20 protein-coding genes are annotated in these 23928 nt (G+C 41.4%); 7 read left to right on the forward strand and 13 right to left on the reverse strand.

The annotated features are described in order from the left end of the window. Positions 1-152: 152 nt before the first annotated feature. Positions 153-2747, reverse strand: a complete 2595-nt coding sequence (locus HUW48_RS23470) for a DUF5686 and carboxypeptidase regulatory-like domain-containing protein (RefSeq protein WP_182413250.1) — start codon at positions 2745-2747, stop codon at positions 153-155. A 162-nt stretch (positions 2748-2909) separates the two neighbouring features. On the opposite strand from HUW48_RS23470, the gene HUW48_RS23475 reads away from it, so the two are divergent. Together HUW48_RS23475 and HUW48_RS23480 are read left to right on the forward strand one after the other, a co-directional pair. Continuing rightward, on the forward strand, positions 2910-3839 hold the full coding sequence (locus HUW48_RS23475; RefSeq protein ID WP_182413251.1) for a glycosyltransferase family 2 protein: 930 nt from the start codon (positions 2910-2912) through the stop codon (positions 3837-3839). A gap of 520 nt (positions 3840-4359) precedes the next feature. Then, positions 4360-4842, forward strand: a complete 483-nt coding sequence (locus tag HUW48_RS23480) for a regulatory protein RecX (RefSeq protein WP_182413252.1) — start codon at positions 4360-4362, stop codon at positions 4840-4842. A 34-nt stretch (positions 4843-4876) separates the two neighbouring features. On the opposite strand, the gene HUW48_RS23485 is transcribed toward HUW48_RS23480, so the two are convergent. From HUW48_RS23485 to carB, 10 genes are all read right to left on the reverse strand, one after another. After that, the gene (locus HUW48_RS23485; RefSeq protein ID WP_182413253.1) at positions 4877-5659 is read right to left on the reverse strand and encodes an SDR family oxidoreductase; all 783 of its coding nucleotides are present in this window, start codon (positions 5657-5659) and stop codon (positions 4877-4879) included. A gap of 127 nt (positions 5660-5786) precedes the next feature. Beyond that, entirely contained in the window at positions 5787-6407 is a 621-nt protein-coding gene (locus HUW48_RS23490; RefSeq protein WP_182413254.1) for a DUF4230 domain-containing protein, read from the reverse strand. A gap of 192 nt (positions 6408-6599) precedes the next feature. Next, on the reverse strand, positions 6600-7511 hold the full coding sequence (locus HUW48_RS23495) for a 1-aminocyclopropane-1-carboxylate deaminase/D-cysteine desulfhydrase (protein WP_317173729.1): 912 nt from the start codon (positions 7509-7511) through the stop codon (positions 6600-6602). Between the two features lie 113 nt (positions 7512-7624). Then, positions 7625-10129, reverse strand: coding sequence for a YfhO family protein (locus tag HUW48_RS23500; RefSeq protein ID WP_182413255.1), 2505 nt, complete (start codon positions 10127-10129; stop codon positions 7625-7627). A 64-nt stretch (positions 10130-10193) separates the two neighbouring features. Then, complete coding sequence (locus tag HUW48_RS23505) at positions 10194-10478, reverse strand: DUF4834 family protein (protein WP_182413256.1); 285 nt, start codon at positions 10476-10478, stop codon at positions 10194-10196. After that, positions 10475-11227 (reverse strand): FkbM family methyltransferase, encoded by a 753-nt coding sequence (locus HUW48_RS23510; RefSeq protein WP_182413257.1) that lies wholly within the window; start codon positions 11225-11227, stop codon positions 10475-10477. Before HUW48_RS23510 ends, HUW48_RS23505 begins: the two co-directional genes overlap by 4 nt. 111 nt (positions 11228-11338) lie before the next feature. Then, positions 11339-12334 (reverse strand): S41 family peptidase, encoded by a 996-nt coding sequence (locus HUW48_RS23515; RefSeq protein ID WP_182413258.1) that lies wholly within the window; start codon positions 12332-12334, stop codon positions 11339-11341. Positions 12335-12337: 3 nt separating this feature from the next. Next, positions 12338-13180, reverse strand: coding sequence for a hypothetical protein (locus HUW48_RS23520; protein ID WP_182413259.1), 843 nt, complete (start codon positions 13178-13180; stop codon positions 12338-12340). A 119-nt stretch (positions 13181-13299) separates the two neighbouring features. Beyond that, on the reverse strand, positions 13300-14178 hold the full coding sequence (locus HUW48_RS23525; protein ID WP_182413260.1) for a LytR/AlgR family response regulator transcription factor: 879 nt from the start codon (positions 14176-14178) through the stop codon (positions 13300-13302). Positions 14179-14305: 127 nt separating this feature from the next. Beyond that, positions 14306-17119 carry a carbamoyl-phosphate synthase large subunit gene (carB, locus tag HUW48_RS23530; RefSeq protein WP_182413261.1) on the reverse strand — a complete coding sequence of 938 codons (2814 nt, stop codon included), beginning with the start codon at positions 17117-17119 and terminating at the stop codon, positions 14306-14308. Between the two features lie 398 nt (positions 17120-17517). On the opposite strand from carB, the gene HUW48_RS23535 reads away from it, so the two are divergent. Next, entirely contained in the window at positions 17518-18534 is a 1017-nt protein-coding gene (locus HUW48_RS23535; RefSeq protein ID WP_182413262.1) for an SDR family NAD(P)-dependent oxidoreductase, read from the forward strand. Positions 18535-18763: 229 nt separating this feature from the next. Here the strand turns inward: HUW48_RS23535 and HUW48_RS23540 are convergent, their stop codons facing one another. Beyond that, positions 18764-20254: a PQQ-dependent sugar dehydrogenase gene (locus HUW48_RS23540; RefSeq protein WP_182413263.1), complete on the reverse strand. Its 1491-nt coding sequence runs from the start codon at positions 20252-20254 to the stop codon at positions 18764-18766. 738 nt (positions 20255-20992) lie between these two features. On the opposite strand from HUW48_RS23540, the gene HUW48_RS23545 reads away from it, so the two are divergent. Further along, entirely contained in the window at positions 20993-21190 is a 198-nt protein-coding gene (locus HUW48_RS23545; RefSeq protein ID WP_182413264.1) for a YwbE family protein, read from the forward strand. A gap of 153 nt (positions 21191-21343) precedes the next feature. After that, on the forward strand, positions 21344-21739 hold the full coding sequence (locus HUW48_RS23550; protein ID WP_246343592.1) for a DUF983 domain-containing protein: 396 nt from the start codon (positions 21344-21346) through the stop codon (positions 21737-21739). Between the two features lie 21 nt (positions 21740-21760). Here HUW48_RS23550 and HUW48_RS23555 read toward each other — a convergent pair whose 3' ends face one another. After that, positions 21761-22576 carry an outer membrane beta-barrel protein gene (locus HUW48_RS23555; RefSeq protein ID WP_182413265.1) on the reverse strand — a complete coding sequence of 272 codons (816 nt, stop codon included), beginning with the start codon at positions 22574-22576 and terminating at the stop codon, positions 21761-21763. A gap of 324 nt (positions 22577-22900) precedes the next feature. Here HUW48_RS23555 and HUW48_RS23560 point away from each other — a divergent pair, with 324 nt between their 5' ends. Both HUW48_RS23560 and HUW48_RS23565 read left to right on the forward strand, forming a co-directional pair. Beyond that, positions 22901-23344, forward strand: coding sequence for an Hsp20/alpha crystallin family protein (locus tag HUW48_RS23560; RefSeq protein ID WP_246343593.1), 444 nt, complete (start codon positions 22901-22903; stop codon positions 23342-23344). Positions 23345-23427: 83 nt separating this feature from the next. Continuing rightward, positions 23428-23910: an Hsp20/alpha crystallin family protein gene (locus tag HUW48_RS23565; protein WP_182413267.1), complete on the forward strand. Its 483-nt coding sequence runs from the start codon at positions 23428-23430 to the stop codon at positions 23908-23910. Positions 23911-23928 lie beyond the last annotated feature (18 nt).

Consider the following 23928-nt stretch of genomic DNA (forward strand, 5'->3'; position numbering starts at 1 on the left):
GACAATCCTGAAAAAACGTAAAGTAAAAGTACGAGAGTACGAGCGCGAACTAGGGATTAATAAATGTAATGATTGCTGGTGTATTCTAAGTTGCTTTTACAAATGAACAACCCAATTTGGTAGTGGTAAAAATTTAAAAAATCGATCTACTACTAAATACCAAAACCTAACCGGATACCAGACCCTACCTTTTCGCGGCTTTGGAAACCGGTAAAGAAGTCGACGCGCAGAATCTTAAAAATATGCTCTACGCCCACGCCTAATTCTATATAATGACCGGCTCTTTGAGTGTGTAAGTAATTCGCGCTAAATACTTCCTGCCACTTCAATTTCCGGAATAAAGGAATTTTGTTGAAAATAAAACCATTAAAATCGTGGGTAAAGTGGCCTTCGAGGTAGCGGTTGCGGGTGCTGTAGCGGTAATAATCTAATAGCTGAAATCCTCCGAAAGCGCCGGCGTAAAGAATGCGGTTACCGGCAAAATGTTTATAATCCGTAAAATACAAGCGCTTGTTATTTAAAAAAGTACCTGCCTGAAAAGAATAACTGGTAGCACCCACCAAACCTAAATTTAATTCGTCGCTCACGTTCAGCGATACCCGGTCGAAATCTACATCACTGCCCAGAATTCTGGAAAATCCTTTGGTATAATTTATCCGGAAGGTAGGGTACTTCGAACCCAGAATCCATTTTTCATCGGGGCGGTTAATGTATTTTTGGCCAGGGCGCAGTTGCAAGGTAACGCTACCCACCAAAGCTTGGTTGCGGGCAAAAGAAGCATCCGGTAATTCCGCATTTACGGGTATGTTGGAGGTAAACTGCTTATTAGTGTAATCCTTGAAAGTAAAATCAGAAGCATTCTGCAATTGTTGCCGGTCGGCGTACTCCAGGCTGGTAGTTAAGTAAATTCCATTCCGTATTTCGAGGTTGTGTCTAAGGAGCAGGTTGGTTTTCTGGTAAATTTTTAAAAAATTCTGTTCGTAGAGTAAAGTGTACAAAGCATTCCAGAACGGCGAAATGGCATCGTTGCTGTTGTATTGCGCGACAAAGTGCCCTGCTTCGGCAGTAATCTGGGCAAAGCGGTGCGGATTGTAGTAATAGTTGGTCAGCAACCTGCCGTACAGTTTTTTACTCGCGAAACCGTAACGCAGGGTAGGGGCAATGGTTAAGCCTTTGTTGGTTTCTTCTTCGCCTTTCCGGTAACGCACGCCCAGGTTTAAAACCGTGCCTTCTACGGTATTGTATTGCAAAATAGAGTTGGTATTGAGTACAGCCAGTAACGGATCAACGGAAATGCTATAATGCTTAAAAGAATTGCGGTAGCGGTAACCCGACAGAAAAATGTTGCCTACCTCAAACTGATTGCCTCGCTTATCCACTGAATCGCGGTACGGCTTAGATTCCTGAATTTGTTGCAAACTGTCTTTGCTCACGTAATCTTTTTGTTCTTCTAAAGTGAGCGGAATGGGCCGGATATCGTCCCAATAAGCAGTGTCGCGTTTGTTGGCGTTGGGCTCCACGCGCATTAATTCATTTTTAGGCTGAATAAAGGTGGTGGTAGAATCTAAATTGGCCAACTTTTGCTTCGCTAATTTTTTTAATTTACTTTTTTTGATGATGGGCGGTTCCGGTTCAACCGGAGCCGGAGCATTTGCCGTGGTGGCGGGGGGAGCTATCGCTACGGGTTTGCTGTAAGCCGGTACTACGTTGTATTTAGAATAGACGGTGGTAAAAAAGCCGTTGCCTTTAAACCCGAACGAGTCAAACTGCACGGTTAGTTTTTGCGAAAACAACATCCAGATACCATCTTTTACCGGCCCAAAAACTTGATCGATGCGTAACGTGTCGGCGTATTCTATCTGCGATTTTTGGGTGAGTTTTAAACTGGTGCTGTACAGGCGGTAACTATCTTCCAGGATGTAAATAAAACCGTTAAATGCCGGATCGTTGCCTCGAATAGGCGTTACTTTAATTTTGTTAATGGTTTGGCCGTTTTCGACGGATGTACCGATCAGTTTGTACCGGTAAAACAAAAAAGCATTATTGGCCAACGGTGAAACAAAAGCCCGTTCGCTCAGCCCCGGAATCCGCAGCAAGTTGTCGTAAAAATTAAAATTTACCCGTGAGGCCCGATTAAACGAAAAGCCTTTGGTATCGCCGCTTACCTTACTCGATAGCATGCGTTCGTGGGTTTTGTTGGGTTGCCGGAAATTTACTTCCGATACGGTTTCGGATAAATACACAATGCCAGGTTTTACATCGTCTACCTTAAACCCCATCACCCGGTTCGGTACTTTTAATAAGCGGCCCAGGCCCTTGGTATACACCCGGCAACTATAAGCGGCCACTTCGTTTTGGTGGTATTTGCGGCGGGCAATGGCAGCCTGCATAATGGCGTATGCCGGGTCTTTGTCACTGGCCCGCACCACTACTTCGTTTAAGTTGTATACATCAGGTTGTAAGGTAACATTATGTTCCACTGGTTCCGTGGTAATTTCTATGGTATCTACTTGCGCTTTGTAGCCCACGTATTGGTAAACCATCTGGTAGGTACCCGGCGCCAGCGTTAACTGGTAATAGCCTTGTTCGTTGGTAGCGGTGCCAATGGTCGAATTTTTAACGTACACGTTTGCGTATGCCAGCCCGTCCCCTTGCGCATCGGTAACCCGACCTTTAAATAAACCAGCTTCTACTAACGGGCTTATAAAAAAGAAAAAATTTAAAAAAAGTAATAGTCGTAGTGGCATGCCTTAAAAACTGGAAACCGGTAAATGTATACCGTAGATGGATTTTAAAAGAATAGCGTTGCCTCGCTCTGTTTTTGTTTCGTAGGCAATACCAATTACCTTTACCCCGCCCAAGAGCCTGGTCGCATTTACTGTATCTTTAGCTTAAACTTAAAAATCGCTGTGGAGTTATCGGTTGTTATACCAGTTTACAACGAAGCCGCTAATATATTAGTGCTTTACCAACGCTTACAGCAGGCCATTCGGCCTATGGCGATTGCCTACGAGTTGGTGTTTGTAAACGATGGCAGCACCGACCAATCTTTAGCCTTAATTAAACAACTGGCGCAACAAGACGCGCAGGTACGCTACCTGGATTTTAGTCGCAACTTCGGGCAGCAAATTGCCATTAGCGCTGGTTTGGATAAAGTACGGGGTCAGGCTGTGGTTATTCTGGACGGCGATTTACAGGATCCCCCGGAATTGATATCGGCTTTGTACGCGCAATGGCAGAAAGGCCACGATGTGGTTTATGCCCGCCGCAAAACCAGGGCCGGCGAAAGTTTTTTAAAAAAATCGACTGCGCGCTTTTTTTACCGTTTGCTAACCCGCCTTACCCGTACCCCCCTGCCCGTAGATGTAGGCGATTTCCGGATTATTAGCCGCAAAGTGGTAGATACACTCAAGCAAATGCCGGAGCAGCAAAAATTTATCCGTGGCCAGATTGCCTGGATTGGTTTTCCGCAAACCTTTCTGGAATACGATCGCCCGGAGCGCCACCAAGGTCAGAGTGGTTACTCGTATTCCAAAATGATCCGGTTGGCGCTGGATGGCATAACCTCGTACTCTAATTTGCCTTTAAAAATGGCTACGGTTAGTGGCTTTGTGGTATCGGGTATTGCTTTTCTGGTGATGTTATACACGCTGTATTCCCGCTTTATCATTCGCGATTACGTACCAGGCTGGTCGTCGTTGATGATTAGTATTTTATTTCTGGGGGGTGTGCAGCTCATTGCCATTGGCATCATTGGGGAATACATCAGTCGCTTGAGTGAGAATGTGCGTAACCGCCCGTTGTACATTATTAACGAAACCAATATTCCGGAGAAATAACAATTAGCAGTTAAACTTAAAATAGTTTTTTTTAGTTTTTGGCTCCCCACCTTGGATAAGGAAGGGTTGGGGGTGGTTGACTTGCCACTATTTTACTTGAAGCCGGTTCCCGTCTCCAGACTGCAGTGCTACCTAACTTGAACTGGCTGAGTTTGCCCATGGCCGGCGGGCCTCGTTTAGCCAGTTCGGACGGTTTAGCGAACCTTGGCTCGCTCCGCTGCGCCATGCTGCTGCGCAGCACCGGAACGCTAAAAGGTCCTCACTAGCTAAACTGATGTCTATTGCGTTTAGTTACTGCTATTTTATTATATCTAACTAATTATATTTTTAAAATTTAACTTATTTTTTAATAGTTCCTATACCGTCCAGTTTTAAAGTTCTTCTGCTAAACTGTTTATTAATAAAATCTGTTAAAGGGGAGAGCCAAATTGCTTTAATTTTGGCTTTATTTCGATAGAAGCTTAGCACTATTTTTTCTGATTGTACGAAGCTTTAAAATTTAAAACTAACACAAATTACCTTGCAGGAACCCCGGAAAAAGAAAACTTATACGGTAAAAGAAGCCTTACTAAAAGCGGCCGCTTATTGCGCTTATCAGGAACGCACCCAGCAGGAAGTCCGCAATAAACTATACTCATATGGTCTGGAGTTTGAAGAGGTAGAAGAAACCATTATCCGGTTGTGCGCCGAAAAACTCATCGACGAGGAGCGTTTTGCTAAAGCGTATGTGCGCGGGAAATATAGTTTAAAGCGTTGGGGCCGTCGTAAAATTATGCTCGGTCTAAAAGCACACCACATTTCTGATTACTGCATTCGCCAGGGCATGAAAGAAATTGACCCAGATACTTATTGGCAGAATTTATTATACCTGACCGAGAAGAAAAATCGTACGGAGAAAGAAGGGAATGCTGCCCTTCGCAAACACAAACTCACGCAGTTTTTACTTGGTAAAGGCTACGAAAACGATTTGATTCGGGATGCGTTGCAGGAAATTTTGCGCTAGATTTTAATTCATATATCTAGCTTAGTTTACTATTTTAAGCTTTTATTTTAATTTCTTGAAGAAATTGCTTCCACCTGATAGTTCCTTTAATTTCGGAAGAAGATATATTTACCTCAGAGCGAAATAAATTAATTCGCTCCCCTTCTAAAGGAAGAAGCTTTACTTCCTTATTTTGTCCTTGATTGTTTAAGTAAATTTTAACCATCTCTTCAAAAGTCAGCACTTCCGGACCAACCATATCTGGCAACAAACCAGCTGGATTTTCTTTAACCAAAGCTCCTAAACGATCGGCAACTTCCTGAACAGCTACCGATTGAAACTGCAAACCCGAAGGAACAACAATGTGGCTTTGGCTTTGCTCCAGCGAGTGAATAATATTTAAAACCAAGTTATGGAATTGAGTAGTCCGGAGAATTGAAAACGGAACGCCGCTTTCTTTAATCATTTTTTCTACTTTAAATTTTGCCTGATAATAGGAGTAATCGGTTTTATCTACTCCAACAATAGAGATAAAAATAAAGTGATTTATCTTACTTCTATTAAGGGCATTCAGAAGGTTATTAGTACCTTCCACATCTACTTTCTGCGGATTTCTGGGATTGCTCGCACAATGAATTACAATTTCAATATCATTTAACGCCGTCTTTAGATTAGTATTAGCTGCTAAATTACCAGTAATTGTTTGGCATTGCGCCGGTAAACCTGGATTTTCCTTAGATGTTAAAACATAAATTTGCAAATCTTCATTGTTTAAAAGATACTCTACTACCCTTTTTCCCAGAGTTCCGGTCCCGCCGGTTACTAAAATATTTGACATTTTACTTTTTGTAGGTTTAGTATCTGTAATAACCCTTGAAGAGGTAATTCAGAAGATTATTAAACATTCAGAAAGATTTACATCAGCAATCCCCATCTATTTGTATTAGTTTAATTCAACCTTTGTCTTAGCGTTTTGGTAAAACGGGCGGTGCTTTGGTAGTATGTTTGTGCTCTAAAATAATTTGTTTACCGGTTAAGCTTTCCAGTAAAGGCTTCAGAATTTTATCGGCATTTACGGCGGTTTGCTGTAAAATACCTGAGTTTAAAGCTGATTGACGGATGTGTTTTTCAGCAAATTTATAACCTTCGTCAACTAATTCAGCATCCTGAAAGTAGGTATTCTGCATCGCAAAAACTTTAGATTTATTATGATCTACTTTAAAATAGCAGATTTGGGGCTCGGGTAATTTTACGGTAATCACCGAATCGTTAGTGAATGTAATATCCTGAGCGGTAACCTGCCGCAAATCGATACAACCCACAGCTTCGCCGGCTACAATTAACACGCTTTTAGAATTTGGCAGCCACTGCGAAACTTCTTTCTCGTACTCCACTACATCTTTAAAATTATAGCGCACCAGTTCCAGATTACCCAAATCATCAATCTTTTCCAGAATGGTATTGTGGGTTATTTTTACGGTTGCTTTATCTGTAGAAAAAGACGATCCCAATTTTCGCCAGACGAAAAAGCCGATTATTGCTATTAATATCCACGGAATTAACCGTCTAATAATGTAACGGAGCATTAAGAATTATATTTATTAACTAAAGTTTTTGATTTAAACGAACAAAACAAGAATAACAGCATTTTAAATCCGGCAGTATTTTTAATACGCTCCAGAATTTACTTTCTTAAAATTACTAATGCAATAAAGCCATAATTGTTTAAAGCAATTTTACTTGCCAACTTCAATAAGCTTCTTATGCTATGCTTACTTCTAAAAAACTATCCCTAAACGCTGCGCAAAGCCAGCTAAGCCTTGCAAGCCGCCGGTGTGAATGGCAACGATGGTAGAGCCGGGTTTAAAAAAATCTTGTTGTATTAAATCGTAAATACCGTACAGCATTTTACCGGTATAAACAGGTTCTAATGAGATGTGGTGCGTTGCTTTAAAAGCTTGCATGAAAGCAATTAACCCGGGTTTTACTTTGGCATACCCACCAAAATGATAATTGGTTTGTAATTGCCAGTTGTGGTACTCTTGGCCGTTGTATTGTTTAATGAATGCAGCTACATCGTTTGTCAAAAATTCTCCTCCTTTTAGCGCCGGAAAACCTAAAACTTGCGCGTGCCCGTTCAAGCTAGCAATAATTCCTGCCAATGTGCCCCCGGTACCCGCCGCGCAACAGATGTAATTAAACTGAATAGGAATATCCGCTATAACTTCGGTACAGCCTTTTACCGCTAGCAAGTTGGTGCCTCCTTCGGGTAAAAAATAAGCGTCTGGGTACTGAATTTCTAAATTTTCCTGAAAAGCTGGATCTTGTTTTTGACGGTACGTGGTTCGGTCGAGGTAATGCAATTGCATGCCACAATTTTGGGCAAGCTGTAAGGTTGGATTAAGCGGTTCGTGCGGTTCGCCGCGAATAAAGCCGATGGTTTTAAAATTGTATTCCTGTCCGGCAGCAGCTACGGCCGCAATGTGGTTAGAGTAAGCGCCGCCAAAAGTAAGTAATGTGTTTTTCTGTTGTTTTTTGGCCTCAATTAAGTTGTACTTGAGTTTCCGCCACTTATTTCCCGAAATAGCTGAATGCAGCAAATCTTCCCGCTTCAGGTACAAGGTAATCTGCTTCTCCTGCAAGAGCGTTTCCGAAATAAGTTGGAGGGGGGCAGCGGCGGGCAGTTTCAAACCTACTTTTCTAAATACAAAAAAGAAAAAATTTAAAAATAATGTCCTTCAGCGAGAAACTATCTGGCTAAATAGCTTCTCGCTGAAGGACAAACAAAAAGATTTTTATAAAACTATCTGGCGGATTCTTTTAATTCTTCTTTCTCTGATTTTACGGCGTAAACAATACCGCCAATTATAATTAAAATCATTAAAATAGAAGAAATAAGCGAACCGGTATTGCCCAAACTGTACGAGGCAGGTTCAAACTTAAATTCTATGGTGTGCTTACCGGCTGGTACCGGCATGGCCCGCAACACGTAATTGGCCCGGATGTGTTCTACTGGTTTGCCGTCGAGGTACGCTTGCCATCCTTCGGGGTAATAAATCTCTGAGAAAACGATTAAACCTTCTTGTGCGGCCGAAACGTCATATTTTAAATCGTTGGGTTCGTAGCTGGTGAGTTTTACCGTAGAACCAGTTGCACTATACTGCGTTTGTTTTACAGGGAACTTAGAAACATCTACCACTGCTTCCGTGGCCGGATCAAAAGCTTTTAAGGCCGCTAATTCTTCGTCGGGGCTGTTTACTTTGGTAATTTTCTGCACAAACCAGGCATTGCCTAAGGCTTGTGGATTTCGCTGCACAGGTTGCTGCTGGTCGCCGGTAATAAAGTACCGGGTATTGAGCATATTTAAAACCTTGATGTTGTTTTGGGCAATATGCTGCTCGATAATATCGGCGTAGCGGCGCATTTTAGCCCCGTGGTAACCCCCAATGGATTTATGGAAGTATGAGGTACGCGCTTCGTTAAACGGATCGCCGAGGTTAAGCACCCGATAACTTAAATCTTTATCCTGCAAAATTGATTGATCGGCCGGAGTTGGTTCAAAATGCGTTTCCGTTAAATTCGTTTGAAAGTTATCGTTATTTAAATAACGTTTATCTACGGTCCAGAGGTCGATTAAAATTAAAAATGCGATTAGTATAACCGCTGAGGTGACAGCTAATTTATTCCGTAAATAAAAGTACAAGGCTCCTGCAGCTAAGGCAATAAAAATTAGCGACCGAATTGCATCGCCGCGCATCATACCCGCCCGGTCAGCGCGTACGGCGTTAATGAGCCAGGCTTGTTGCAAGGAGCGTTCGTCATTGGGGTTTGAAAAACTGCCCATTCCGGCAAACAAAAACACCAGCAAGCAAATACCACCTGTAATAGCCGCTGCGTACAATAACTTTTTCTGGGGTTCTTTAACATCGCCTTTGTATAAAAAGCGATACAGCGCAAAAATGCCCAATAGCGGCATGGTAATCTGGGCAATTACCAAGGTCATGGATACCGCCCGGAACTTATTATAAGCTGGGAAGTAATCGAACATAAAATAATTAAACGCCGGAAAGTTTTTGCCCCAGGATAGCAGAATAGATAAAATAGTACCTGCTAATAACCAGTAACGCATGCGTTTTTCTACGACAAATAATCCTAACACAAATAGAAAGCACACAATGGCACCCACGTAAACCGGACCACTCGTGCCCGGCTGGTCGCCCCAATACAACGGAAAACTTTTTAAATATTCTTCTACTTGTACTTCCGGAATACCATTCTGAATCATGGCCTTAGCAGTTTCGGAGTTTTTACTTAACGATCCTACACTGGCCCCGCCGTAGAAATTAGGTACCAGTAAAGTCATGGTTTCGCCAACTCCGTAGCTCCAGTTAAAAGCGTAATCCCGGTCCAGACCCGTTGATTGTCCAGTGCCGCTGTTTGGTGCTTTTAGTTCAGATTTACCGCGGATGGAATATTTGGTGTACTCGGCGGTGGTGTACAAGCGACCAAAACTAACTCCGGCCGCAATAATTGCACATATTCCCAGAACTACTACTCGCTTCAGAAAATCGGGCAGCCAACCATTTTTTACCGCATCAATTAAATAAACAATTCCAAAAATCAGTACCAGCAACAGCAAATAATAGGTTATCTGCATGTGGTTCGAGCGGATGTGCATGGCTAAACCAAAAGTGAACAAAGCTGCACCCAACCACAAACGCCGGTTACCTTTCCGGAAAGCGTAAAGCAAACCGGCCAGCGCCAGCGGAATGTAAGCAATGGCCAACGATTTGGTATTGTGCCCTGCCGCCAGAATAACCAGGTTATACGAAGTAAAAGTCATGGCAAACGACCCGGCAATGGCGAGCCATGTACTCATACCCATTACCACAAATAAAATGTAGGCGCAAACCAGCGTTAAAAAAATATTAGCCGCCACCGCTGGCATGCCCAGGGTAAAGGCATTATGAAAAATATAAGAAAGATCGCCGGGGAAACGGGCGGTAATCAGGTAAGCCGGCATGCCGCTGAACATGGAATTTGTCCAGAGCGGTTCCTGGCCGTTGTGTTTGTCGCGGTAATCCTGAATTTCTTTAGAGCCGCCTTTAGATTGCAGAATATCGTTCTGCACCAAACTTTTATTTTCGAATAAAATAGGCGCCACATAAGCAGCCGTTAAAGCCAGGAATAATAGCACCGCCAGCACATGCGGCAATACATTTTTTTTAAAATTAAATGGCTGCCGCGGATTAATGGGGCTTGTAACTAGGGGTTGCTTGGCGTTACTCGAAACGGCTGGATTTTTCATTAAGATTACTGGTTTGCAGGCTCAACACCCAACTAAAGTTTTATTCAAAAAGAAAGGTAGGCAATTATTTTACTTCTTCATAGTCTACGTATTCGCCCCCTTTAAATTCTCCCCCACTTGGTTTGGCTTTGTTTTCGTTGGGTACGTAGTCAATATTTATTTTACCTTCCTGAGCTTGATTTTGCTGTTGAAATGGCCCCTGTTGAAAAGGAGGTTGGCCGAAAGTACCGGTAAAACCACCTTTGCGGATGGTGCGCTTCACAAAAACTTGTAATACCCATCGGATAATGTAGGGCATTAAAAGCCGCATTAAAAAAAATGTTATAATTAAGATTATGAAAAATTTCATGGTGCTAAAGAATGTTTAAAATAAAAATCACCTGGATGGTGCGCCAGCTTTTGCGCATCACCACAGTGGACTAACGTTTGCGTGGCAGATAAAATATACGGTTGATAGCCTAAATTCTGCAATAAAGTTATTACTCCGGTGCGGTTTTCGGTACCATTTAACTCTGTTTGTATTAATGGCTTAAACTTTTGCAAAGTTTCTTGCAGGTGGCTGAAAACCTGATATTCAAATCCTTCTACGTCGCATTTAACAAAATCGAGCCGGTTTAAGTTGCGGAACAACTCGTCGGGCACTTTCATTTCTACCTCGTAAAGGCGGGCGTATTTTTCGTCAGCCGAAGAAGTAACTTTGGTCATGCCGTGGTGCAGCAAGCCGTCGCGCTCGGGCGTTCCCATCTGAATGCGGGTATTTTCGCCGCCCAAAGCGTAGGGTAATAATTCTAAATTTGGCACGCCACTCGCTTTTACGTTGTCGCGCCAAATTTGCTGGAACATAGGTACTGGTTCAACGGCCAATACTTTGCCCTGCGGTCCCGCCATTTTCGATAAAAAAGTAGAGTAGTAGCCCAGGTTAGCGCCAATATCGAGGCAATAAAAGCCCGGACGAATTATTTTTTTTAAAAAAAATAATTCCGGGTACTTTTTAGCCAACCATCCTGCACCTACTAACTGCAGGTAAATTTTACTTACCAGCCGGATATAGCTCTCAAAACCGAGCAGTTTTACTAATAACTTGCGAATTGCTTTCACGCGGGCAAAGGTAAAAAGAAAATTTAACCCCTTACTGGTTACTTCTTCCAAATTCCGGAAGAAGTAACCAGTAAGGGGTTAGAGAAAATTTAAAAAATTAAAATAAAGAATTTAGAATTGATTAAGAGCGGTTTCCAGTACTAAATCTTTACCGGCGTCGGAGTTAATAACTTTAATGGTGGGCGGAATGCCTTTGCCTTCGTGGTTTATGCCAAGGTTATCTTCTACTATTTGGGTGGGCAGCCCGATAAACCAGCCGTTGTTTAACTCTTTAAACATAATCGAAGCCGTGGAGCCACTGGTTGCTTCGCCAATATGGACCACATTTGGTAAAGATCGGATAGCCATGGTTAGGCGTTCGCCGGCACTAAAGGTATATGAGTCGGTTATTAACACTATTTTGTTGGTATAGGCTCTTTTGCCTTGTACGTACCACTTAAACCAGGGAGTAAACGCTTCCGGACCAGCACCATTTTTCGTCTTAGACCGGAAAACATAGGTTTTCTGGTCGGTTAAATATTCTAACCCCGATAAACCATAGGTAAAATCACCACCTTCGTTGCGCCGTAAATCAATAATTAAACCTTTGTTCTGGGGTAGTTTTTGGGTTAGTAAATCTTTTAACACCGACCATTCGCCGTAAACCGTTTTAAAATGAATGTAAGCAATATCATTGGCTAATAAACCGTAAAAATATTCTGTATCCTTATCTTTTGATACAAAGAGTTCTTGCTGAATGTATTGGTTTTGAATTAATTCCGGCTGAAATTTCCCATCATCGGGTTTGTCGTTGCCGTGAAAGGCTGGCCGGTTTTCGGACAGTAACGCTACGTGGCCGTCTTTTAAAGGCGTTAGTAATTGTAGTAAGGTTTGGTGCAGTACTTCTTTATCGTTGCTACTATTCAGGTTTTGCTTGGCTTGGTTATATTGAGCCGACCAGTTTACATTACGAATAGTAAACGAAGGATAATACTCCAGAAAGATGGTGTTTACCTGCTCCAGTACGGCTTCGGCCGAGTCATTTCCTTGGGGTTCAAAGTATTCTTTTTCACAAGATGTTATTCCGAACGCTACCAGCAGTCCAAAAATAAAACAAATTTTTCGCATGATTTATAAAGTGATATTTAGTCCGATAAGAAAGGCATTGGTTACGGATCGTAGGCTGCTCGGCTGGTCTAACCTTAAAAGTTCTATTTGGTAAGCACCGGTTACCGCGTATTTTGGCGTAAGTTGGTGTTGCAGATTAGCTCTGAAATTTACTTTTTGAATGGCGCTAATGGTTTGCACCTTACCATCTCCCAGTAAATTTACCAAAGTAGCTAAAGTTTGATGCGATTGCTGATTTTGAATAAACTCATCGTCGTTAAGGGCGTAAGGCGAGCGGCTGGCCCAATACACCAAGGGAATCTGCACTTGAAAATTTAGTAAATTTTTATTTGATAGCAGTCGCTCAACCTGAATATTGGGCCCCAGCGACGACAAAGTAGTATACAGAAAAGCGGTAGAAAGGCCGTAGTTCATAAAAGCGGCGTTTATCCGGTTTTCCGCCGATAACCCCAACCACAATTGGTTCTTCTTAAACGCGACAATACGGGTAGCATACTGGTAATTTAAGTTCACCGTAAAAGCTGTGCTCGGTTCGGTCTGGTACACCTGCGAGTCGGAACCATCCGTGAAACTATAAGGAGGTTGGTTATTACTTAAAGCGTAAACCTGACCGCCAAATTCTACCTGATGCTTATGTTTCTTTTTTCTGACTTGATAATGTACCCCAAGATTAGGTATAGCCGAACCCTTGTAAATACGGTTAGAAAACAGTTGGTCTTGCCGGCTTTGGTGCCAATACCCGTACGAAACGCCTAATACTTTTTTCGGGGTAAGTTCAGGAGCTTTATCCTGGCAAACGCCCCGGTAGCTGCATAACACCAGTAATCCAATAAATAAATAGCGCATGGCTTTTTTGTTTTTTTATGCAAAGGTATAGCGCCAAGCCAGGCTAAATTTTTAAGAAATACGCGAAGTATGAAAAGCTGCCTGCGAAGTAGGTGAACTTACATCCGAAGTAGAAAGAATTAATTTTGATGTTCGGCTATCCAGTTTTTAAAAATTGCCGCTTTTTTCTGGGAAATAGTTACGGGTGCTTTGTAAGCGGGTAAAAGCTCTACCGACAGCTTCCCAAATTGCTCCGGGACAAAGGCTTTGCAGGCCCTGCGGTTAATAATAAATTGGCGATTAACCCGGAAAAATAAATACGGCGGTAATTGCTGGTAAAATCCGTCTAAGCTTTGAGATACCCGGTAGGTATTACCGGCAAAAGTTTTCAAACCTAGGAATTCTTCTTCTTTATAAATAAAAGCAATATCCTGAACAGGGATGGGAATGTTTTTAAAACCGTGCTCTACTATTACGGTTTTTACCGGTTCCAGATTGGCCGTGGAAGAAGGTATGGCCGGTGGGGCAGGTTTAGGTTCGGGTACGGTTATATTAGTATTGGGAGTAGTAGGCGATCCGGGGGTAGTGATTACCTGAACGCGCGGTTGCAGCTTTAAGTAAGAAAAAACTAAATTGAGCAACACCAGAATAAACACAATAACCGGAAATTCATACCGGTAATAATTTTGGTTAAACTCCTCCGGCGAATAAGCCAGTTTATAGTACAACTGCACCATACCGCTAATCAGAATTACCGGAACCAACAATCCTAACACTGTTTGCTGTAACACCGCCGATGCCTTTAATTCCTGGTGCCGGAAACTATAATTAGTAATAACCGCGAGGTATTGAATGAGAAGGAAGGTAGCGAAAGAAGCAAAAAGTAAATCTTGCATGTACCACAACTGCGATAAAAGATAAAATAAGTTTTCGTCGCGGCCCAGCGTGGCAATAAATAAACCCAGTAGTAAACTGGCGCATATTTTTAACCAAAGAAAAGAAGTAAAGGATTTTTTCATTTTAGAAAAAACAATTCAAGTCTGCTTTGCCCGTACTTTTACGCACCTGTTTCACACCAAAAGATAATAAAAAAAGCAGAACTTACGGATCGTAAGCCCTGCTTTTAAATTACCTAATCCTTAAATTTTATTTACTCAGATACAAATTGCGCTCGGAGTAGACGTTAATAAAATAATCATCCTGCAAATCATCAATAAAGTAGATGGCTTCGCCGGTAGATTTCATTTCGGGGCCGAGTTCTTTGTTTACTTCCGGGAATTTACTGTGCGAGAATACGGGTACTTTAATGGCATAACCTTTTTTTACCGGCTTAAAGTCAAAGTCTTTTACTTTCTTTTCGCCCAGCATTACTTTGGTAGCGTAATTTACGTAAGGTTCTTGGTAAGCTTTCGCAATAAACGGCACGGTGCGGCTAGCCCGGGGGTTCGCTTCAATTATATAAACCGTTTCGTTTTTAATCGCAAATTGAATATTAATCAAACCAACCGTACGTAAAGCTAAAGCAATTTTCTTAGTATGCTCTTCTATCTGGCGAATAACGTTTTCGCTTAAATCGAAGGGTGGCAACACCGCGTAAGAATCGCCGGAGTGAATACCCGCCGGTTCTATGTGCTCCATTATCCCGATGATATACACGTCTTCGCCGTCGCAAATGGCATCCGCTTCGGCTTCGATAGCCCGATCGAGGAAGTGGTCGAGCAGAACTTTATTACCCGGATTATCTTTTACAATATCTACTACCTGGGCTTCGAGTTCTTTCTCGTTAATTACAATTTTCATGCTTTGGCCACCCAACACGTAACTTGGCCGAACCAACAGCGGGAATTTTAAATCTTTGCAAACTACTAAGGCCTCATCCGCACTTTGTACCGAAGCAAACGGCGGATACGGAATGTTATTTTCTTTTAGTAAGGTAGAGAAAGCGCCACGGTCCTCGGCTAAATCCAAGGCTTCGAAGGAAGTACCTAAAATTTTAATGCCGTAGCGGTCTAACTTTTCGGCCAGCTTTAAGGCAGTCTGGCCACCTAACTGCACAATCACGCCAACGGGCTTTTCGTGCAGGATAATATCGTAAATGTGTTCCCAGAAAACCGGCTCAAAGTAGAGTTTATCCGAAATATCAAAATCTGTGGAAACCGTTTCGGGGTTGCAGTTAATCATGATGGTTTCGTAACCACATTCTTTAGCCGCTAATACGCCATGCACGCACGAATAATCAAACTCGATACCTTGCCCGATGCGGTTAGGTCCGGAACCCAGTACAACTATTTTCTTTTTATCGCTTACTACGCTTTCGTTTTCGCCTTCGAAAGTAGAATAGTAATATGGGGTTTTTGCTTCAAATTCAGCGGCGCAGGTATCTACTAATTTAAATACGCGGTTAATGCCTAACTCCGTCCGTTTCGCGTGCACTTCGCTTTCCAGGCAGTTAAGCAGATACGCAATCTGGCGGTCGGCGTAGCCTTGTTGTTTCGCTTTCCGGAATAAGTCCACCGGCAAAGTATCCAGGGTGTATTTACGGAGTTGTTTTTCTACGTAATCCAGCTCTTCTATCTGGTGCAAAAACCACGGATCTATTTTGGTTATTTTTTGGATAGTAGAAGTTGGAATACCAAACCGCATGGCGTCTTTCACGCTGAACAAGCGGTTCCAGCTTGGGTAAGTTAAACTTTCAATCAGCTGGTCGTAGTTGGTTAATTCTTTGCCATCGGCGCCAATACCGTTCCGCTTAATTTCTAAACTCTGACACGCTTTCTGTAAAGCTTCCTGGAAAGTACGGCCAATGCCCATTACTTCACCCACCGATTTCATTTGCAAGCCTAATTGCTTGTTGGCGCCTTTAAATTTATCAAAATTCCAGCGCGGTATCTTTACAATTACGTAATCCAGAGCCGGCTCAAAGAAAGCCGAAGTGGTTTTGGTGATGGCGTTCTTTAACTCGTCGAGGTTGTAGCCAATGGCTAGTTTGGCGGCAATTTTGGCGATTGGGTAACCAGTGGCTTTAGAAGCCAGCGCCGAAGAGCGGCTTACGCGCGGGTTAATTTCAATAGCAATAATATCGTCGTTCTCGGGGTTTACGGCAAACTGCACGTTACAACCTCCGGCAAACTGACCAATCCCATTCATCATTTTAATGGCTAAATTGCGCATTCGCTGATAAACGGTGTCGGGTAAAGTCATGGCGGGCGCTACGGTAATCGAGTCGCCGGTATGAATACCCATCGGGTCGAAGTTTTCGATGGAGCAGATAATAATAATGTTCTGGTTATTATCGCGGAGCAACTCCAATTCATATTCTTTCCAGCCCAAAATACTTTGCTCTACCAACACTTCGTGGATGGGCGAGGCGTGCAACCCGCGGTTCAAAGCTTTATCGAAATCAGCCGGAGTATTCACAAAGCCACCCCCGGTACCGCCTAAGGTAAACGAAGGCCGGATAACCAACGGGAAGCCAATTTCCTGGGCAATTTCTTTACCTTCCAAGAAGGAGGTAGCAGTATTGCCTTTGCAAACGTTTACGCCCAGTTCTAACATCTTTAACCGAAATTTTTCCCGGTCTTCGGTAGTTTCAATGGCTTTAATATCCACCCCGATTATACGTACACCGTATTTTTTCCAAATACCGGCATTTTCGCAGTCAATCGCTAAGTTTAGAGCCGTTTGACCACCCATGGTAGGTAGCACGGCGTCTATCTTGTGCTTTTGCAGGATTTCGATAATGTACTTTTTTTCCAGTGGCTTCAGGTAAATATTGTCGGCGGTAACACTATCCGTCATAATCGTAGCCGGATTAGAATTAATGAGTGTTACTTCAATGCCTTCTTCGCGTAAGGAGCGGGCGGCCTGGGTACCGGAGTAATCAAATTCGGCGGCCTGGCCAATTATTATGGGGCCGCTACCAATAATCAAAACGGATTTAATGCTGGTATCTCGGGGCATGTGCTGTAAGTATAAATTGCGCAAAGGTATGCAAAAACTTAAAAGTTGAAAGGTAAAATTTAGATTAAGTCGCCAGATTCGATAATAAATACAAATGGTTCAGTAATGAGCAAGTTTGAGCGTTAAATTTTAAAAAATTTTAAAAATTTACTTTTATTCCAGTCTAATGGTTTAAAGCAAGCAGTAATGTGCTTTTAAAATAGAATGGTACAATTACATCCAGCATTCTTTAACCAGGTAAAGCATAGCACAAGTGAAATTTTAAATTATTAACACGAAAGGACTACCTGATGTAAAGAGAATAGTTGGCGAAAAAGTCATCTTTCTAATTGTAGTTCGCGTAGAACGGAAACCTTGTTTAACTAGATAAATAGGGAATAGCTATTAATTCTAAATATATGACAACAAGTAATAAATCATGGCTTTGGGCTACTGCGGGCATTGGCGCAATTGTGGCCATCCGGGCTTTGGCCCGGGAACAAAACAAATATTCTTTTCAAGGTAAGGTAGTAGTTATTACCGGCGGATCACGCGGACTTGGTTTGGTGCTGGCCCGGCAGTTAGCGGCCGAAGGTGCCCGCTTAGCCATTTGCTCCCGCACCGAAGATCAACTAAAAAGAGCAGAGCAAGAGTTAACGCAAAAAGGAGCCGAAGTGCTGGCTTTGCCCTGCGATGTAACCAACCGTGTGCAGGTAGAGCAATTTATCCAGAAAGTAATAAAATACTACGGGCGCATTGATGTGCTCATAAATAATGCAGGTGTTATTCAGGCTGGTCCGCTGACGGATATGACCTTAACTGATTTTGAAGAAGCTCTAAATACCCACTTCTGGGCACCGCTTTATACCATGTGGACTACTGTGCCGCATATGAAAGAACGTAGCCAAGGCCGCATTGTAAACATTGCTTCGGTGGGTGGCAAGGTAAGTATTCCGCACTTAGTACCTTACAGCGCCAGCAAGTTTGCCTTGGTTGGATTATCGAATGGATTTCGCCAAGAATTAAAAAAAGATGGAATTTTAGTAACAACGGTAAATCCAGGATTAACTCGTACGGGCAGCAACTTAAACATCAAGGTGAAAGGGCAATCTGAAAAAGAATATGCTTGGTTTACCAGCGCTGGAGCCAGTTTGTTAATTTCGTCGAGTGTAGAAAAAACGGCGCGTAAAATTATAGATGCCTGTCGCTACGGCGAAGCCGAAGTATTAACCAATGTACCCGCTAAAATCCTGGCATTAGCCAACCAGGTACTGCCTGAGTTAACTTCAGATGCATTAAGTTTAACGAATAAAATATTGCCCGACGAAAATGGTAATGAAACCAACACGCGTGGTTTTGAAAACGAATCAGATTTAGTTCCGGATCACTTGCGGGAAAGAGGCCAGCGAGCAGCCCGTGAAAATAACGAAATATGAGTTATAGAATTTGACTAATAAGAGATTGGCCCGGGCAAACTGTTTATCTTCTAAAACAGTTTGCCCGGGCCAATCTCTTATTATATCCAGAAAGCTAATGATCCTTTAGACTCTACCATATTTACTTTTTATTTTGCTACTCATAAATCTTACTTTCTTAGCGAAAAACTTTAGCTATAAAGGTAAGAACAACTGCAAACAAAATTAAATAGGGGAAAACAGTAGTCAGCTAATTAAAGAAGCTGCTAAAGGTGATCATAGAGGTCGGTTCTTTAAGTATAGGTTTCAGAAGGGTAATCTGGCCATCTCCGCCGTACTCCGACACGTAAATGTTTCCCGTATTAATATCTTCGGTTAAGTCAAGGGGCAACATAAAATCGGCAAATCCAGGAATAGCTCTACCAGGAGTTTCACGGCTAATATTCTTATGACGACCGTTAGGTGCTAACACTATAATATCGCGGTTGCCCATTAATCTTACTATCAAAATTTTTCCTTTTAATTGTTCTTTGAAAGCGCTGCCCTTGTATTCTATTATACCATTAGGTGAGTTATGCACCGGAAACTCATAGGCAAACCCGCGGTAATTAGGATCAGGCTGAATACCCACCGGGTATTGGTTAAATTGGGCTGGATCTATTTCAGCGGTAGGATTACCTCCATTCATAATATACTCACCACGGCTCGGATTAGGATGCCCATAATATCCTCCTTTTTCTACACGTAATAAGTAATCTTTCTGATCGTCTGTTACGTTGGTAATGGCAGGCACTTTAGGTCCCGAGTAAAAACTACCATCTGGCCGACGAGCACCCGGAACAGAAGCAGGAGTATTACCACCCGCCCCCGATCCATTGGTAGTTACGTATAATTCTCCGTTGCTGTGCCATAACAAATCGTATGCGTTACGAATACCCGTGGCATACAGAGTTAAGGGAGCATCAGGAGCATAGGGGTTATAACTGCCACCATCATCGGTTTTTACATCTATAGGCAGTACTGCTTCTTGTATTTTATTTAAATCCAGTCGTAAAATAGCAGCAGAAAGTAAATGTTCCCGGCGATTTGCCCAGGTACTATCGGGCCCGCCCATAGCCGTATTGCTACCCTGACAGAAATAAAGGGCTTTATCCGGACCAAAAGCAATGCTGTTAGTTAAATGGTCTTTCGCCGACCGCGGTAGGTTTACTAATACATCCTGCACTTTCTCCAGGTTAGGACCAGATAAACGGGTTAATTTACCGTCCCAGTCCGGGCCATCCATAAACATAAAAGTACTGTGCGTTACCCAAGCAATTAAATTAGTAGAAGTAGAAGTTGGATCGAAGGTTAAACCTATGGTTATGCGGGGAGTGCGTTTACCACTTACATCCTGTAAAGAATAAATAATTTGAGGATTACTTAGTGTACCATCTGGCTTTATAGTAAATCGTTTAATGCGTCCGTCTATAGTACTCGCGTATAATTTCCCGTCCGGACCTACTGTAACACTGGTATGATGATCTTTTGTATTAGGTAATTCTATTCTATCAAATCGAACTTCCTCGGTTACGGCACTTGCTAAATGCACTTGCGATAGATCTTCTACATCTTCAATCAGGTGCTTTATCGCTAATTTAATTTCTCTTAATTCCTGCTTTGGCTTAGAACAGGAAGTAAGAAATCCTGCTAATATTCCAAAAGCATAAATAAGATATGGCTGGTATAATTTAATTTTCATTACAATGCAAACTTCAGATCGGTCAAGCAATTATATGCCATAGACTAATATATTATAATTTATATGTACGAAATTAGGAATTTCTCTTCCACTTAAAACTGATTTTTATCATTCTCTCTAATTATATTCCTAAATTCTTTAATATCTCACCAAATTATTAACTAATACCAGCTATCAGATAAATAAAATCTATATACGTGTACTTAGCTTAAATGATTAATGAAGTAGGATATTATAAAGTATTTATTTTAAAATATTACTAAAAAGCGCCTTAAAGGAGCATTCTACTGTTGAAATAGTTTTATTGACTCTGAGTTTAGATCTATATACTATATCCAAATTCTTCCCAACATTCTGCAACTTACCAAAAATCCGGCCGAATTTGCAAAACATTAACTTTAATCTATATAATATTTTTTAATTATTAGCTGTAAAATTACAATTATTTGATAAATAAGGCATTAGTTATAAAATAATTGTATAATAAATTTATATCTAATCTTTAAGTAATTATATCAGGATACAAATCGATGGCCACGGAGGTTTGCTAATGCGACAAAAAAGCGGGTAACACTCAAGGCATTATAAAGCAGTCAGCTTTTAGTCCATTAAATACATACGCTTAATTAAAAGTCTGCGTCCAACATAGTATCTCTTCTTCTATTTACTTTGCGCTAGTACAACCAGTATAATTACTTAATTTAGCAGTTTACTTTTTCTTTTACCTGTATTTTAATTATGAACGGAACCAATCGAGCCGATATTTACCCAGGTCTGGAAGTAGCTATAATTCTCAAGAAAGATCAACGTAGTGGCAAACGCACCCAAGGTATTGTAAAAGATATTCTTACCAGTTCTGCTTTCCACTCGCGGGGCATAAAAGTTAGGCTCGAAGATGGACAGATTGGGCGGGTAGTAGAAATAACAGAAGAATAAACCGCCTATTTGCTGACCGGTATTGACCTATTAAAACTGTTTTATGTAGGTGAGTTACTTATTTAAATACTTTACTTTTGTCCGGTTAAAACGCGATTATTGCCGAACACTTTTGCGCAAAAAGTAAGTATACGTTTTTTGGAGGTTACCAACATGAAGAATCAGAAGCCATCGTGGTTATACAGTGTCATTACAGCTAAATGCCCCCGCTGCCGGGAAGCCAGTATGTTTCCGCCGGGTACTTTGTATAGTAAGCGCTTTGCAGATATGTACCCGCAATGCCCGTGTTGCGGCCAAAGCTTTGAGCCAGAACCCGGCTATTACTACGGTGCCATGTACGTGAGTTTCGGCTTTAGCACCGGCATATTTTTAGTTGTTTTGTTTGTGTTAAGCTTACTGGTAAAAGAAGTAACCTTAGGAATGGTAATGGTTACGATTGGCGTTATTGTGATAGGTTTGTTGCCCATCATGTTCCGGTTATCTCGCGCGGTATGGATTAATATATTTATCCGCTACGAGGGTCCTTGCAGCCAAATTGTGAAAAAGTAAAATTACCTTGGTTAACCTTACTTAATACAGATTAAACTGTAAGCCCAATTGCACCCCAATAGCGTTGAAAGGAGAATAGCTTCTTAATTGCTCTCTTGGTTTACTTTGTTTATCGGCATAGGGGTCGGTATCAATTGCAACAGCGTTTTTATAAACTGTTTCTCTGTTATATAAGGGCACCCGCCCTAAAAAGTTAATTCCGTCCTGGTAATATTTGGTCATTTCGCTTTTATCAGGAGAAAAAGAAAGCGAGGTAAAAGTACCTTCGGTGAAGAGCATCCATTTAGAAGAAAAGGGATAAGTAAACCCTACTCCACTCCCAAAGCCATACGTAGTCTTACCACTTGATTCGTAGGCAAATTCAAACTTATGATCATTCGTCATTAATTTGCTATCCACAAACATTTTAGGCTTACCAGCTACTATTCCGGCTTTTAAATAGGGCTTAATAGGAGCAAGATTTGTTGTTAATACCAAAGCAGCGTTAAAGGTGGTAGAACGCGCATACGTTTTTGAGTCTTCCCGAACTTTCTGGTAATTATTTTCAGCATAAAAGAAATCATACTTATTGCTTACCCCATGCGAGCCACCCACTTCAATTCCAAAATTAGGGGTAAACATGTAACCCACGCTTATGGCTTTGGTAACACCAGCACCGTAAGAACCTTCTACATTTTCGGATAGAGTATTGGTACCTTGAACCGTTACATTGGTACTAACAATATTTTTTCCAGGGTTAAAGTTATAGCCGGCACCCGCTTTTATGTATAACTTTTGAGAAAAGCCGGTAATTTGAAATAGAAAGAAGCAAAATAAAAACAGTAATTCTTTTTTCATGAATGGCTTTAAGTCTTTATATAAAAGCCTCAACCAGCATATATATTCTATAGTTCAAATATTCAAAAATAATTATACTTACTAATCTAACTTATTTTAAAAGACAATGCTTTTACGTAAATAAACCTGACAAATCTGCCTTCGGTTATTTTCCGGAACAGGTGTAAGGCTGAAATTTTTTCAGGAATTCTGCTGGAAAATTGGTCAGAAAACCTGTCAACTTTTCAGAATTTTTACTTGGCAAGTAGCTTGCTTTTAATATGTTAACATTAAAAATCAGGTTTAATTATAAGATTAAAGGAGGAATTAAAAATGGGAGCTTTAATGAAAAATGATCGAAGTTTATTTCCAGCCATCCCTTCTTTTTTTGATGACATGCTAACAAGGGATTGGTTTAACTGGCCGGTAAGCCAACATTCTAATAACTGGTCTGTTCCGGCTGTTAACGTAAAAGAAACCAACGATTCTTTTGAGCTGGAAGTAGCTGCCCCTGGCATGAACAAGCAAGATTTTAAAGTAGAGTTAGATAACAACTTGCTGGTGGTTTCGGCGCAGAAAGGAAATAACTACGAAGAACAAGACGAAAAAGGCAACTTTGCTCGTCGCGAATTTAATTATCAATCTTTCTCCCGCTCTTTCAACTTGCCCGAAAGACTAGTGAAAGGCGAAGAAATTTCAGCCAGATATCAGGATGGTATCTTGCATATTTCTGTTCCTAAAACAGATGAAGCCAAGGTGAAACCGGCTAAACAAATTGAAATTCACTAATTAAGAAGGCGGGCTTTCCGCCTTTTTTTGTTTTATAAAATGCTTAAGTTTTAATTGGTAACAAAATAAATAAAGGTATTGCCATGAAGCCGACTTTGTTTAATAATCAAATAACGCTGCCCTGGATTTCCGATCCGCTGGATTATTTAATTGACCGACCAATAGAAAACTTACCGGGAAGTAGCCCTTATTTACCCGATAATAATTTTCGGCAAACCCCAGATAGCTATATTCTGGAAGTTGCGGTTCCGGGCATGAGTCGAAAACAACTTAAATTAGAAGTAGAGAACCAGGTACTTACCATTCGGGGCAAGAAAAAACATAAAACAAATAGCGGGTGGTTTACTAAAAAAACTACTTACCGAAGCACTCACTTTTATAAGACCTATGTACTACCCGATGATGCAGATACCGACAGCATTTGGGCAAAATGCACGAGCGGATTATTAAAAATTACTATTCCTAAAGTAAAAAGTAAAAGCACTAAAAAGATTATTCCGGTAAATGGTACAACTGAACCGGTCCGAAATAAATGGCAAAAAGTAAGGGGTTCGTTAAAGATTTAGGGGCTAAAATCCGTACTA

Source organism: Adhaeribacter radiodurans, assembly GCF_014075995.1.
Taxonomy (GTDB): Bacteria; Bacteroidota; Bacteroidia; order Cytophagales; family Hymenobacteraceae; genus Adhaeribacter; species Adhaeribacter radiodurans.